The sequence below is a fragment of the Enterobacter sp. HSTU-ASh6 genome (assembly GCF_026319105.1).
Classification (GTDB): domain Bacteria; phylum Pseudomonadota; class Gammaproteobacteria; order Enterobacterales; family Enterobacteriaceae; genus Enterobacter; species Enterobacter sichuanensis.
The window spans coordinates 224,937-237,639 of sequence record NZ_WSPD01000002.1; the positions used below are offsets into that span (position 1 = coordinate 224,937).

Annotated in this window: 15 protein-coding genes; 8 read left to right on the forward strand and 7 right to left on the reverse strand. The window is 56.6% G+C overall.

Translation table 11 applies throughout. From position 1 onward, the window contains the following. Positions 1-50 precede the first annotated feature (50 nt). The gene (gene cutC, locus GM298_RS03430) at positions 51-794 is read left to right on the forward strand and encodes a copper homeostasis protein CutC (RefSeq protein ID WP_266153594.1); all 744 of its coding nucleotides are present in this window, start codon (positions 51-53) and stop codon (positions 792-794) included. Between the two features lie 190 nt (positions 795-984). Here the strand turns inward: cutC and cmoB are convergent, their stop codons facing one another. Genes cmoB through GM298_RS03455 form a run of 5 tightly spaced genes read right to left on the reverse strand, consistent with a single transcriptional unit; the run spans position 985 to position 4,565 of the window. Further along, a complete protein-coding gene (gene cmoB / locus GM298_RS03435) occupies positions 985-1,956 on the reverse strand; it encodes a tRNA 5-methoxyuridine(34)/uridine 5-oxyacetic acid(34) synthase CmoB (protein WP_025756932.1) in 972 nt (323 codons plus the stop codon). After that, entirely contained in the window at positions 1,953-2,696 is a 744-nt protein-coding gene (cmoA, locus tag GM298_RS03440) for a carboxy-S-adenosyl-L-methionine synthase CmoA (protein WP_095450083.1), read from the reverse strand. Before cmoA ends, cmoB begins: the two co-directional genes overlap by 4 nt. Before the next feature lie 40 nt (positions 2,697-2,736). After that, the gene (locus GM298_RS03445) at positions 2,737-3,132 is read right to left on the reverse strand and encodes an MAPEG family protein (protein WP_266153595.1); all 396 of its coding nucleotides are present in this window, start codon (positions 3,130-3,132) and stop codon (positions 2,737-2,739) included. Between the two features lie 51 nt (positions 3,133-3,183). Next, positions 3,184-4,002 (reverse strand): DUF72 domain-containing protein, encoded by an 819-nt coding sequence (locus tag GM298_RS03450; protein ID WP_266153596.1) that lies wholly within the window; start codon positions 4,000-4,002, stop codon positions 3,184-3,186. After that, positions 3,999-4,565 carry a hydrolase gene (locus tag GM298_RS03455; RefSeq protein WP_266153597.1) on the reverse strand — a complete coding sequence of 189 codons (567 nt, stop codon included), beginning with the start codon at positions 4,563-4,565 and terminating at the stop codon, positions 3,999-4,001. Before GM298_RS03455 ends, GM298_RS03450 begins: the two co-directional genes overlap by 4 nt. Before the next feature lie 263 nt (positions 4,566-4,828). Here GM298_RS03455 and aspS point away from each other — a divergent pair, with 263 nt between their 5' ends. The 6 genes from aspS (at position 4,829) to ruvB (ending at position 10,084) form a co-directional block, all read left to right on the forward strand. Beyond that, positions 4,829-6,601, forward strand: coding sequence for an aspartate--tRNA ligase (gene aspS / locus GM298_RS03460; RefSeq protein ID WP_266153598.1), 1,773 nt, complete (start codon positions 4,829-4,831; stop codon positions 6,599-6,601). Between the two features lies 1 nt (position 6,602). Further along, positions 6,603-7,046 carry a dihydroneopterin triphosphate diphosphatase gene (gene nudB / locus GM298_RS03465; RefSeq protein ID WP_025756926.1) on the forward strand — a complete coding sequence of 148 codons (444 nt, stop codon included), beginning with the start codon at positions 6,603-6,605 and terminating at the stop codon, positions 7,044-7,046. A 27-nt stretch (positions 7,047-7,073) separates the two neighbouring features. Beyond that, complete coding sequence (locus GM298_RS03470; RefSeq protein ID WP_045286369.1) at positions 7,074-7,814, forward strand: YebC/PmpR family DNA-binding transcriptional regulator; 741 nt, start codon at positions 7,074-7,076, stop codon at positions 7,812-7,814. A gap of 34 nt (positions 7,815-7,848) precedes the next feature. Beyond that, the gene (ruvC, locus tag GM298_RS03475) at positions 7,849-8,370 is read left to right on the forward strand and encodes a crossover junction endodeoxyribonuclease RuvC (protein WP_014832404.1); all 522 of its coding nucleotides are present in this window, start codon (positions 7,849-7,851) and stop codon (positions 8,368-8,370) included. An 80-nt stretch (positions 8,371-8,450) separates the two neighbouring features. Further along, positions 8,451-9,065 carry a Holliday junction branch migration protein RuvA gene (gene ruvA, locus GM298_RS03480; protein WP_025756925.1) on the forward strand — a complete coding sequence of 205 codons (615 nt, stop codon included), beginning with the start codon at positions 8,451-8,453 and terminating at the stop codon, positions 9,063-9,065. Between the two features lie 8 nt (positions 9,066-9,073). Beyond that, a complete protein-coding gene (gene ruvB / locus GM298_RS03485; protein ID WP_025756924.1) occupies positions 9,074-10,084 on the forward strand; it encodes a Holliday junction branch migration DNA helicase RuvB in 1,011 nt (336 codons plus the stop codon). A 54-nt stretch (positions 10,085-10,138) separates the two neighbouring features. On the opposite strand, the gene znuB is transcribed toward ruvB, so the two are convergent. Beyond that, the gene (znuB, locus tag GM298_RS03490) at positions 10,139-10,924 is read right to left on the reverse strand and encodes a zinc ABC transporter permease subunit ZnuB (protein ID WP_266153599.1); all 786 of its coding nucleotides are present in this window, start codon (positions 10,922-10,924) and stop codon (positions 10,139-10,141) included. Further along, positions 10,921-11,676 carry a zinc ABC transporter ATP-binding protein ZnuC gene (znuC, locus tag GM298_RS03495; RefSeq protein ID WP_047958960.1) on the reverse strand — a complete coding sequence of 252 codons (756 nt, stop codon included), beginning with the start codon at positions 11,674-11,676 and terminating at the stop codon, positions 10,921-10,923. Before znuC ends, znuB begins: the two co-directional genes overlap by 4 nt. Positions 11,677-11,753: 77 nt before the next feature. Between znuC and znuA the strand changes: the two genes are divergently transcribed. Next, positions 11,754-12,698 (forward strand): zinc ABC transporter substrate-binding protein ZnuA, encoded by a 945-nt coding sequence (gene znuA, locus GM298_RS03500; RefSeq protein ID WP_045286388.1) that lies wholly within the window; start codon positions 11,754-11,756, stop codon positions 12,696-12,698. Positions 12,699-12,703 lie beyond the last annotated feature (5 nt).

Genomic DNA, 12,703 nt, shown 5'->3' on the forward strand with positions numbered 1-12,703 from the left:
ACGGCCGGCGTGTCATGATGATTCGTTAAGTGGGATTTCAGGAGGATTAAATGGCGCTGCTGGAGATTTGTTGTTACAGCGTGGAGTGTGCCGTGACCGCGCAAAAACACGGAGCTGACCGCATCGAACTGTGCGCAGCCCCCAAAGAGGGCGGGCTGACGCCCTCGTACGGCGTGTTGACGTCTGCCCGTGAGGCCATCACCGTTCCCGTTCACCCGATTATTCGTCCTCGCGGCGGCGATTTTTGTTACACGCCGGGTGAGTTCGGCGCCATGCTTGACGATATCGCCCTCGTGCGCGATCTGGGGTTCCCCGGTCTGGTCATTGGTCTGCTTAATGAAGACGGTGAAATCGATCTGCCGCGTATGCGTCAGGTCATAGACGCCGCGAAAGGAATGGCCGTCACGTTTCATCGTGCGTTTGATATGTGTAAAAACCCCCTGCAAGCCTTTGATACGCTGGGCGAACTGGGCGTGGCGCGCATTCTGACATCCGGGCAGCAGGCGTCTGCTGAAAAAGGACTGCAATTAATTACGGAACTAAAAGCCCATTCCGGTGTTCCAATAATAATGGCGGGTGCGGGAGTCCGTGCCAGCAATCTGGAACGGTTTTTAAACGCCGGGGTTGAAGAGCTGCACAGCTCGGCAGGCAAATGGATGCCGTCGCCCATGCGTTATCGCAATACAGGATTGTCAATGTCGACGGATGCTGAAGCGGATGAGTACTCACGCTACGGTGTAGAGGGAGAGTCGGTTGCGGAAATGAAGTCGCTGATTGAGCGCCATCACGTGTAGCAACGTACCGATTTTTACCGCGCATCATGTCGCCCAATATGATGCTTGCTTGTACCAGGCCCCTGCAATTTCAACAGGGGCCTTTTTTTATTCGCCATTCGCCCCTCACCCCGACCCTCTCCCCAAAGGGGCGAGGGTGTAATCGTCCCCTCTCCCCTTTGGGGAGAGGGTTAGGGTGAGGGGATAAATACTACGGCTTCGTGGCAATCAGCACCGCACGCATCGGGGCCGGATAGCCTTCAATGGTTTTGCTGCGATCGGCCGGGTCGAGGAACTGCTCCAGCGATTCGGTGACCATCCAGTCGGTGCGGCGCTGTTCCTCGATGGAGGTCACGCTGACGTCGGCAATCCGTACATCCACAAATCCGCACTTCTCCAGCCAGTTCTTCAGCGCTAGCGCGGAAGGGATGAAGTAAACGTTGCGCATCTGCGCGTAGCGGTCACCCGGCACCAGAACGGTATTTTCGTCACCTTCCACCACCAGCGTTTCCAGCACCAGTTCACCGCCGCTGACCAGTTGATCCTTAAGCTGCCATAAATGCTCCAGCGGAGAGCGGCGATGGTAAAGCACGCCCATGGAGAACACGGTATCAAAGGCTTTCAGAGCCGGGAGCTGCTCAATGCCCAGCGGCAGCAGGTGCGCGCGCTGGTCGTTACCCAGCAGTTTACGCACCGCTTCAAACTGGCACAGGAAGAGCTGCATCGGGTCAATACCCACCGCCAGATGCGCCCCTGCGCCAATCATGCGCCACATGTGGTAACCGCTGCCGCAGCCGACGTCCAGAATGGTGCGCCCTGTCAGGTCGGAAAGATGCGGCAGAACGCGATCCCATTTCCAGTCAGAGCGCCATTCGGTATTGATGTTCACGCCGTAAAGGGAAAATGGCCCTTTACGCCACGGCATCAGGTTACGCATCAGCGTTTCGATGCGGTTGACCTGACCTGCCGGAAGCGGCTCTGCGCTCTCGGCAGTCACACTGTGCAGGAGATCCAGACGATGCGGGGTCAGCTCGGGCAGGTATTCCACCGCATTCGACCACTGTTTTAACAGGCCGTGCTGCTGGTCCCGCTGCCAGGCGGCAATTTGCGCAGGCAGCGTCTCCAGCCAGTGGGAGAGCGGGCTTTTGGCAATCAGCTGATAAAAGTTGCTGAACTCAATCATGCCGCATTCCCCGCTTTCAGCGCCACCAGAGAGCCAAAGTTGAAGCACTGGAACCACAGTTCACTGTGCTCAAAACCGGCCTGACGCAGGCGCGCTTTGTGGGTTTCCACGGAGTCCGTCAGCATCACGTTTTCGAGCATGCTGCGTTTCTGGCTGATCTCCAGCTCGCTGTAGCCGTTCGCACGCTTGAAATCGTGGTGCATATTGAACAGCAGCTCGCCAACCTCGGCATCTTCAAAGCTGAATTTCTCTGAGAGCACCAGCGCGCCGCCAGGATTCAGCCCCTTATAAATTTTGTCCAGCAGACGCTGGCGGTCTTCAGGCACCAGGAACTGCAGGGTGAAATTCAGCACCACCATCGACGCGTTATTGATCTCGATATCACGGATATCGCCTTCCACCACCTCCACCGGAACAGGGGCTTTGTACGCGTCAATATGGCGACGGCAGCGTTCCACCATGGCCGGGGAATTATCGACGGCGATGATCCGACAGCCTTCGTGGTGAACATTACGACGAACCGACAGCGTTGCCGCGCCGAGCGAGCAGCCCAGGTCATAGACCTGCGTGCCGGGTTGAACGAAGCGCTCAGCCAGCATGCCGATCATAGAGATAATATTTGAATAACCGGGAACAGAGCGCTGGATCATATCCGGGAAGACTTCAGCTACCCGTTCATCGAAGGTCCAGTCGCCCAGGCTGGCGATAGGCGCGGAAAAAAGCGTGTCGCGATCTGACATAACGTAAAAATCCGGGAAAAATAAAGTGGCGTATTGTGCGCTAATGGAGGGAGAAAACCAACTCCCACGGCATATACCACAGGTTAGCCAGCACCATCAGCAAAAGTGAACACCAGGTCGCACTCATGCCGGAACGACGCCAGCGGAACAGGCGATGGTGAAAGCCATAATAATGCATTAGCCGGCCAGCCATCAGCAGCAGGCCACAGATGTGTACCATCCAGGTTTCTGCGCCATTCATCTCCATAAAAAGCAACAGAATTAATCCCGCGGGGATATATTCAACCGCATTGCCGTGAATGCGGATAGCGCTTTGTAGCTCGGAAAATCCGCCGTCGCCGTAAGAGACGCGGTACTGCGTTCTGAGGCGCACAACATCAAATGAAAACTTAATCAGCAGTAATGCACCTAACACCGCATACAGCGCGCTGACCATACAAACTCCCTGTTTTTGGCAGATGGCACCTCCCTATGATAGGGGGTGATATCAGAAAAGAGAAGATTGTTGTGGAATGGAAGGGGCGCTTCCTACGGCCGGGACCGCAGCCTGCAAGGCCTGCCACAGAGCATCGACCAGTTCGGGTGCCTGGGCGATATCCGGCGTGTGCAAAAAGAGATACGGTGTGGTGGTCTGTTCCCACTTCGCTAATGTCTGCAGCCAGACGGCGAACATCGCCTGGTTTTGCTGCATATTATCGCTGCCGATAAACCTGACCATCGGGTTCTGCGCGGTCACAATGGCGTGAACCGGCACTTTCGGTTTTTTGCGCTGGGCATCCACAATCGCTTCACTGTGCGGGATGGCGCTGTGGACGGGGCGGCTGTCGAGGATCACCCGGTTAACGGAACGCTCAAGCAGGCCGCGATTGAGGGCTTTTTCCGCTTCGCCCTTCGCAAAGAATTGCGGGTGTCGGACTTCAACGCCGTAGGTGAAGTCACGAGGCAGGGCATCCAGGAACTGCCAGAGCGCAGGCAGATCGCGCGGGGCAAAGGTGGCGGGAAGCTGGAGCCAGTACTGACCAATGCGGTTCGCCAGCGGCGACATGCGCGTAAAAAATTCTTCGGTTAACTCTCCGCAGTTGCGCAGCGCGGCCTGGTGGGAAATGGTGGCCGGAAACTTGAAGCAGAAGCGGAAGTCATCCGTCGTTTGTTCCCGCCAGCGCGTAACAACCTCTGCTTTGGGGAGCGCATACAGGGTGGTGTTACCCTCGACACAGTTGAAGTGTCGGGCATACTCCTCAAGGCTGGTGATGCCAAGTCGCACCCATTTCGGGTGCGACCACTGGGGCAAACCCACATACATCATAGCGCGTGTAAAATCTCATCTGTGCTGCGCACGCGGCCAATGCGCGGGAAGATATGGGTCATGCTGCCCTGGTGCTGTTCCGCGGTGGCTGCGCTGCAGGCATCTTCGGCAATCACCAGATTAAAGCCCAGCTCCCATGCGTTACGGGCGGTAGATTCCACGCCGATGTTGGTGGAAATGCCGCACAGGATAATGGTGTCGATGCCGCGACGGCGCAGCTGTAGCTCGAGATCGGTGCCGTAAAATGCGCCCCACTGACGTTTAGTCACTTCAATGTCGCTGTCGCGTTTGCCGAGTGAGATCGGGTACGTCCACCAGTTTTCCGGCAGGGCACGCGCAGGAGCCTGTGCGTCAACGGGCTGTTTTAACGCTTCGGCGCAATCGGCTGACCAGCCGACACGGACCAGAACCACCGGGGCACCGCTGGCGCGACATTTTTCCGCCAGGCGAGCGGCGCGGCTTACCACGTCGTCCGCGCTGTGCGGGCCACCGGCAAAGGGCAGTATGCCTTCCTGTAAATCAATCACCACAAGCGCGGTTTTGCTGGCATCAAATGTTAACATCGTTACTCCCGTTAAATTAACCACTTCCAGACACCATACGACGCGATGGCCTGTTATCGGTCGGATAATTTTGTTAATTTTTGTGAGAATAGACAATAAGCGTGCAGCAAACGACCGTCTGGCCGTGGTTCGCTCTTATCGTCCGGCGGAATTTCCAGTATAATAGCCGCCTTTTTTCATCCAGTTGTGACATACAGAAAGCTGCGACATAGTAGCCTGCACACCAGGCGACATTTAGCCTGCGGCTAATTAAGGGATATCTCATGCGTACAGAATATTGCGGGCAGCTGCGTCAGTCCCACGTCGGACAGCAGGTAACCCTGTGTGGTTGGGTCAACCGTCGTCGTGATCTTGGTAGCCTTATCTTCATCGATATGCGCGACCGCGAAGGTATCGTTCAGGTGTTCTTCGATCCGGATCGTGCGGACGCGTTGAAGCTGGCTTCTGAGCTGCGTAATGAGTTCTGCATTCAGGTCACCGGCACCGTGCGTGCGCGTGACGAGAAAAACGTCAATTCGGACATGGCGACCGGTGCCATTGAAGTGCTGGCGTCCGATCTGACGATCATCAACCGTGCTGAAGCGCTGCCGCTGGACTCCAACCACGTCAACACTGAAGAAGCGCGTCTGAAATACCGCTACCTGGATCTGCGTCGCCCGGAAATGGCTCAGCGCCTGAAAACGCGTGCGAAAATCACCAGCCTGGTGCGCCGTTTTATGGATGACCACGGTTTCCTCGACATCGAAACCCCGATGCTGACCAAAGCCACGCCGGAAGGCGCGCGCGATTACCTGGTGCCATCCCGCGTTCATAAAGGCAAATTCTACGCGCTGCCACAGTCTCCACAGCTGTTCAAACAGCTGCTGATGATGTCCGGCTTCGATCGCTATTATCAGATCGTGAAATGCTTCCGTGACGAAGACCTGCGTGCTGACCGCCAGCCAGAATTTACCCAGATCGATGTTGAAACCTCCTTCATGACCGCCGAACAGGTGCGTGAAGTAATGGAAGCCCTGGTGCGTAGCCTGTGGAACGACGTGAAAGGCGTTGAGCTGGGCGACTTCCCGATCATGACTTTCGCCGAAGCCGAGCGTCGCTACGGCTCTGATAAACCGGACCTGCGTAACCCGATGGAGCTGGTGGACGTGGCGGACCTGGTGAAATCCGTGGAGTTTGCGGTCTTTGCCGGCCCGGCTAACGACGCCAAAGGCCGTGTCGCTGCGCTGCGCGTACCGGGCGGTGCGGCACTGAGCCGTAAGCAGATTGACGACTACGGCAACTTCATCAAGATCTACGGCGCGAAAGGTCTGGCTTATATTAAAGTCACCGAGCGCGCGAAAGGTCTGGAAGGGATCACCAGCCCGGTCGCGAAATTCCTGAACGCGGAGATCGTGGAAGCGATCCTTGAGCGCACCGGCGCGCAGGACGGCGATATGATCTTCTTCGGCGCAGATAACAAGAAAATCGTTGCGGATGCGATGGGCGCGCTGCGTCTGAAGCTGGGTAAAGATCTGAACCTGACCGACGAGTCCAAATGGGCGCCGCTGTGGGTGATTGACTTCCCAATGTTCGAAGATGACGGCGAAGGCGGTCTGACCGCGATGCACCATCCGTTCACCTCGCCGAAAGACATGACGGCTGCAGAGCTGAAAGCGGCACCGGAAGATGCGGTCGCCAACGCCTACGATATGGTCATCAACGGCTACGAAGTGGGCGGCGGTTCCGTGCGTATTCACAGCGGTGAAATGCAGCAGACCGTGTTCGGTATCCTGGGCATCAACGAGCAGGAGCAGCGCGAGAAATTCGGCTTCCTGCTGGACGCGCTGAAATACGGTACGCCTCCGCATGCAGGTCTGGCCTTCGGTCTTGACCGTCTGACCATGCTGCTGACCGGCACCGATAACATCCGTGATGTTATTGCCTTCCCGAAAACCACCGCAGCAGCGTGTCTGATGACCGAAGCGCCAAGCTTTGCCAACCCGGCCGCGCTGGCTGAGCTGGGCATTGACGTGGTGAAGAAGGAAGAGAAAAACTGATATGACATATAAGCTTCCCGTTTCGGTCCTGGTGGTCATCTATGCAGAAGACACGAAGCGGGTGCTGATGTTGCAGCGGCGCGATGACCCTGATTTCTGGCAGTCGGTTACCGGCAGTCTGGAAGAGGGGGAAACCGCGTTGCAGGCCGCCGCGCGCGAAGTAAAGGAAGAGGTCGCCATTGATGTTGCCCGCGAGCAACTGACCCTGAAGGACTGTCAGCGTACGGTGGAGTTTGAAATTTTTAGCCATTTACGTCATCGCTACGCGCCGGGTACCGAGCGCAATACGGAGTCGTGGTTCTGTCTCGCGCTTCCCCATGAGAGGGAGATCGTGTTTACCGAACACCTGACCTACCGCTGGGTGAATGCGGCGGATGCCGCCGCACTGACCAAGTCGTGGAGCAACCGGCAGGCGATTGAAGAATTTGTAATTAACGCAGCCTGAGAAGGCGCGATTTTTGGAGAACTTTTTATGGCAGGTCATAGTAAGTGGGCCAACACCAAACACCGCAAAGCGGCACAGGATGCCAAGCGCGGTAAGATCTTTACTAAAATTATTCGCGAGCTGGTGACTGCAGCGCGTCTGGGCGGCGGCGATCCGGCTTCTAACCCGCGTCTGCGCGCAGCGGTGGATAAGGCGCTGTCTAACAACATGACGCGTGACACCCTGAACCGTGCTATCGCACGTGGCGTGGGCGGTGATGAAGACGCGAACATGGAAACCATCATTTATGAAGGTTACGGCCCTGGCGGTACCGCGGTGATGGTTGAATGTCTGTCTGACAACCGTAACCGTACCGTTGCAGAAGTGCGTCATGCTTTCAGCAAATGCGGTGGTAACCTGGGGACTGACGGTTCCGTGGCCTACCTGTTCAGCAAAAAAGGCGTCATCTCCTTCGAGAAAGGCGACGAAGATGTGATCATGGAAGCGGCGCTGGAAGCCGGCGCGGAAGACGTCGTGACCTACGATGATGGCGCAATCGATGTTTACACCGCGTGGGAAGAGATGGGTGCCGTGCGTGATGCGCTGGAAGCGGCGGGTCTGAAAGCGGACAACGCGGAAGTCTCCATGATCCCTTCCACCAAAGCAGACATGGATGCGGAAACCGCGCCGAAACTGCTGCGTCTGATCGACATGCTGGAAGACTGCGACGACGTGCAGGAAGTGTATCACAACGGTGAAATCTCTGATGAGGTTGCAGCGACTCTCTGATGAGAGCGTGTAAATCCGTTACAGGAGACGCGTGATGTCGATTATCCTCGGGATTGACCCTGGCTCACGCGTCACCGGTTATGGCGTCATCCGTCAGGTTGGACGCCAGCTAACCTACCTTGGCAGCGGGTGTATTCGCACCAAAGTGGACGATCTGCCGTCACGCCTGAAGCTTATCTATGCAGGCGTAACGGAGATCATCACCCAGTTTCAGCCAGATTATTTCGCCATCGAGCAGGTCTTTATGGCGAAAAACGCCGATTCGGCGTTAAAGCTCGGTCAGGCGCGGGGGGTGGCCATTGTGGCGGCGGTGAACCAGGATTTGCCGGTATTCGAATACGCGGCAAGACAGGTCAAGCAGACGGTGGTGGGGATTGGTAGCGCGGAGAAAAGCCAGGTACAGCACATGGTGCGGACCTTGCTGAAGCTTCCCGCGAACCCGCAGGCCGATGCCGCGGATGCGCTGGCTATCGCGATTACCCACTGCCACGTCAGCCAGAACGCGATGCAAATGAGCGAGTCGCGGCTCAATCTGGCGCGAGGCAGGTTACGATAATGACAAATCAGGCTGGATGTTTATCCAGCCTTTTTTTATTATGTCGGCAGTTAATTTCTTCCAGAACGCAGGAGCGTCACGTGATAGGCAGACTCAGAGGCATCATCATTGAAAAACAACCCCCGTTAGTGCTGCTGGAAGTGGGTGGCGTGGGCTATGAAGTCCATATGCCGATGACCTGTTTCTACGAGCTGCCGGACGCGGGCAAAGAGGCGATTGTCTTTACCCAGTTTGTGGTGCGTGAAGATGCGCAACTGCTGTACGGTTTCAATAACAAACAGGAGCGTACCCTGTTCCGCGAGTTGATTAAAACCAATGGGGTGGGGCCGAAACTGGCGCTGGCAATTCTATCCGGCATGTCAGCCCAGCAGTTTGTGAATGCCGTTGAGCGTGAAGATCCTGCGGCGCTGATTAAACTTCCTGGCATCGGCAAAAAAACCGCCGAGCGCCTGATTGTCGAGATGAAAGACCGCTTTAAAGGACTGCATGGCGATCTCTTCACCCCGGCGGCCGATCTGGTACTGACGTCTCCTGGCGCGCCAGCGACGGATGATGACGCCGAGCAGGAAGCGGTTGCTGCGCTGGTGGCGCTGGGCTATAAACCTCAGGAGGCCAGCCGTATGGTGAGCAAAATTGCCAAACCGGATGCCAGCAGTGAAACCCTGATTCGTGAAGCGCTGCGCGCTGCATTGTGAGGTAAAGGATGATTGAAGCAGATCGCCTGGTATCGGCAGGCACCCTTCAGGCAGAAGATGTGGTGGATCGCGCGATCCGCCCGAAACTGCTTGATGAGTATATCGGCCAGCCGCAGGTCCGTTCCCAGATGGAAATTTTCATCCAGGCGGCAAAACTGCGCGGCGATGCGCTCGATCACCTGCTGATCTTTGGTCCTCCGGGGTTGGGGAAAACCACGCTGGCGAATATCGTCGCCAATGAGATGGGCGTCAATCTGCGCACCACCTCCGGCCCGGTGCTGGAGAAGGCGGGCGATCTGGCGGCGATGCTGACCAACCTCGAACCGCATGATGTACTGTTTATTGATGAGATCCACCGCCTGTCACCGGTGGTGGAAGAGGTGCTCTATCCGGCGATGGAAGATTACCAGCTGGATATCATGATCGGTGAAGGGCCGGCTGCGCGCTCCATCAAAATCGACCTCCCGCCGTTTACCCTGATTGGTGCCACCACCCGTGCCGGGTCGTTAACCTCTCCACTGCGTGACCGCTTTGGTATCGTGCAGCGCCTGGAGTTTTATCAGGTGCCGGACCTGCAGCATATTGTGGGACGCAGCGCGCGCTACATGGGGCTGGATATGAGCGAAGAAGGGGCGTTTGAAGTGGCGAAGCGCTCCCGCGGCACGCCGCGTATCGCTAATCGTCTGCTGCGCCGCGTGCGCGACTTTGCTGAAGTAAAGCATGATGGCACGATTTCAGCCGAGATTGCCGCGCAGGCGCTGGATATGCTGAACGTTGATGCTGAAGGTTTTGACTATATGGACCGCAAGCTGCTGCTGGCGGTGCTGGACAAGTTCTTTGGCGGTCCGGTCGGGCTGGATAACCTGGCGGCGGCGATCGGTGAAGAGCGCGAAACGATCGAAGATGTGCTTGAGCCGTATCTCATCCAGCAGGGGTTCCTGCAGCGCACCCCGCGTGGACGTATGGCGACGGTGCGGGCGTGGAATCATTTCGGCATTACGCCGCCGGCAATGCCCTGAGTGGGTAAGGGTTTTGTAGCCCCGGTAAGCGAAGCGCCACCGGGGACATGCTGACTACTGCGCGTTTTTTTTCATCATACTGAAAATAAACAACACCGCCGCGCTCAGCACCACGGACGGCCCCGCAGGCGTGTCATAGAATGCGGAGAAGGTTAATCCCCCCGTCACGGCAATCATGCCGGCGATAACCGCCACGCCGGCCATCTGTTCCGGCGTACGCGCAAAACGACGCGCCGTGGCGGCCGGAATAATCAGCAGTGAGGTGATAATCAGCGCACCAACGAACTTCATCGCCACGCCTATGGTTAACGCTGTCACCAGCATCAGCAGCAGTTTTACACGCTGCAGCTTCACGCCGTCGACAAACGCCAGATCGGGGCTGACGGTCATCGCCAGCAGATTACGCCACTGCCAGAGCAAAATCCCCAGGACCACGATCACGCCAATGGCGATAGCGATCAGATCCTCCGGCGTCACGGCCAGCAGGTCGCCGAACAGGTAGGCCATCAGATCGACACGAATATTCGACATCAGACTGACCACCACCAGACCCAGGGACAGGGCGCTGTGCGCCATGATGCCCAGCAGCGTGTCGATGGCAAGGTGAGGACGTTTTTCCAGCCAGACCAGACCGGCCGCGAGCAGCAGCGTGACGACAATCACCGCATAGAAGGGATTTACATCCAGCAGCAGGCCAAAGGCAACGCCCAACAGAGATGCATGCGCCAGGGTATCACCGAAATAGGACATTCTGCGCCACACCACAAACGAGCCCAGCGGCCCCGCGGCGCAGGCAAGCATAATCCCGGCCAGCCAGCCGGGCAGTAATAATTCAATCATGAGTGTCCATTTCCCCGACGCAGAACGATTCGTCCCTGTAAATCATGGCGATGATTATGATGATGGCGATAAATGCCCAGCTGTTCAGCGCCGCGAGGGCCGAACATGGAGATAAATTCCGGATGCATTGACACCACTTCAGGCGTGCCGGAACAGCAGATATGATGGTTGAGGCACAGCACTTCATCGGTTTTCGCCATCACCAGATGTAAATCGTGGGAGACCATCAGCACCGCGCAGTTCAGTTCCCGCCGCAGCTGGTCGATGAGGTCGTACAGCGCGACCTGGCCGTTAACATCCACCCCCTGGGTGGGCTCATCCAGAACCAGCAGCTGTGGGCTGCTCAACAGCGCGCGGGCAAGTAAAACACGTTGCGTTTCGCCGCCGGAGAGTTTTTGCAGCGGCGCATCGATAAGATGACCCGCCTGCACGCGTTTCAGTGCCGGGAGAATATCCGCTTTCCGCGTGCCGGGACGCAAACGCAGGAAACGGCTGACCGTCAGGGGCAGCGTGGCATCGAGGTGAAGTTTTTGCGGCACATAGCCGATTCGCAATTTTTCCTCGCGCGCGATCACGCCTTCATCGGGGACGACCAGACCCAGCACCACGCGCACCAGGGTCGATTTACCTGCGCCATTGGGGCCGAGCAGCGTTAGAATTTTACCGGGCTTCAGATCCAGCGACACGTCAGAGAGGACGCGGCGCTGACCAAATGAGACCGAAATATTTTCAAGAGAAACCAATGTCGTCATGTCATTTTAAGCTTGAAGAAGTCAACGAATGTTATAATATCACATTTCACGCATTCACTACGATGATTAGTCGCATTATGTTACATAAAAATACGCTTCTTTTCGCAGCATTATCCGCTGCCCTTTGGGGTACAACCGCACAAGATGTTAACGCTGCCGTTGTCGCTTCGCTTAAACCGCTCGGGTTCATCGCGTCGGCCATTGCTGATGGGGTGACACAGACTGAGGTTTTGCTCCCGGATGGGGCATCTGAGCATGACTATTCCCTGCGCCCTTCGGATGTAAAACGCTTACAAAACGCAGACTTAGTGGTCTGGATTGGACCAGAAATGGAAGCGTTTATGCAGAAGTCGGCAAAACAGATCGCGGGCGAAAAACAGGTCGCGATTGCCGCACTCCCCGGAGTGAAACCGCTGCTCATGAAAGGCGCGGATGACGACGGTGACGAACATGACCATCATCATGCTGACAGTGAAAAAGGTGATGAGGATCACCATCACGGCGAGTACAACATGCATCTTTGGCTTTCCCCAGAGATAGCGCGGCTTTCGGCGGTTGCAATCCATGACAAATTAGTGGAACTTATGCCGCAAAGTCGAGCCAAACTTGACGCCAACCTGAAGGATTTTGAGGCACAATTAGCCGCAACCGATAAGCAGGTAGGTAATGAGCTCGCACCGCTGAAAGGAAAAGGGTATTTCGTTTTTCATGACGCCTACGGCTATTACGAGAAACACTACGGCCTGACCCCGCTGGGTCATTTCACCGTCAACCCTGAAATTCAGCCTGGTGCGCAGCGTTTACATGAAATCAGAACACAGCTGGTTGAGCAAAAAGCAACATGCGTTTTTGCTGAGCCACAGTTCAGGCCAGCGGTCGTAGAAGCCGTGGCCAGGGGGACATCCGTGCGCATGGGGACCCTTGACCCGCTAGGAACGAATATCCAGTTGAGCAAAGCGAGCTATTCGCAGTTCCTCAGCCAACTGGCGAACCAGTATGCGAGCTGCCTGAAAGGAGATTAACGAGG

What these genes read in the sequence shown, in the direction of transcription:
- cutC (WP_266153594.1), top strand. Translation starts at nt 51, where the DNA reads ATGGCGCTGCTGGAGATTTGTTGTTACAGCGTGGAGTGTGCCGTGACC.
- cmoB (WP_025756932.1), bottom strand. Translation starts at nt 1,956, where the DNA reads ATGATTGAGTTCAGCAACTTTTATCAGCTGATTGCCAAAAGCCCGCTC.
- cmoA (WP_095450083.1), bottom strand. Translation starts at nt 2,696, where the DNA reads ATGTCAGATCGCGACACGCTTTTTTCCGCGCCTATCGCCAGCCTGGGC.
- GM298_RS03445 (WP_266153595.1), bottom strand. Translation starts at nt 3,132, where the DNA reads ATGGTCAGCGCGCTGTATGCGGTGTTAGGTGCATTACTGCTGATTAAG.
- GM298_RS03450 (WP_266153596.1), bottom strand. Translation starts at nt 4,002, where the DNA reads ATGATGTATGTGGGTTTGCCCCAGTGGTCGCACCCGAAATGGGTGCGA.
- GM298_RS03455 (WP_266153597.1), bottom strand. Translation starts at nt 4,565, where the DNA reads ATGTTAACATTTGATGCCAGCAAAACCGCGCTTGTGGTGATTGATTTA.
- aspS (WP_266153598.1), top strand. Translation starts at nt 4,829, where the DNA reads ATGCGTACAGAATATTGCGGGCAGCTGCGTCAGTCCCACGTCGGACAG.
- nudB (WP_025756926.1), top strand. Translation starts at nt 6,603, where the DNA reads ATGACATATAAGCTTCCCGTTTCGGTCCTGGTGGTCATCTATGCAGAA.
- GM298_RS03470 (WP_045286369.1), top strand. Translation starts at nt 7,074, where the DNA reads ATGGCAGGTCATAGTAAGTGGGCCAACACCAAACACCGCAAAGCGGCA.
- ruvC (WP_014832404.1), top strand. Translation starts at nt 7,849, where the DNA reads ATGTCGATTATCCTCGGGATTGACCCTGGCTCACGCGTCACCGGTTAT.
- ruvB (WP_025756924.1), top strand. Translation starts at nt 9,074, where the DNA reads ATGATTGAAGCAGATCGCCTGGTATCGGCAGGCACCCTTCAGGCAGAA.
- znuB (WP_266153599.1), bottom strand. Translation starts at nt 10,924, where the DNA reads ATGATTGAATTATTACTGCCCGGCTGGCTGGCCGGGATTATGCTTGCC.
- znuC (WP_047958960.1), bottom strand. Translation starts at nt 11,676, where the DNA reads ATGACGACATTGGTTTCTCTTGAAAATATTTCGGTCTCATTTGGTCAG.
- znuA (WP_045286388.1), top strand. Translation starts at nt 11,754, where the DNA reads ATGTTACATAAAAATACGCTTCTTTTCGCAGCATTATCCGCTGCCCTT.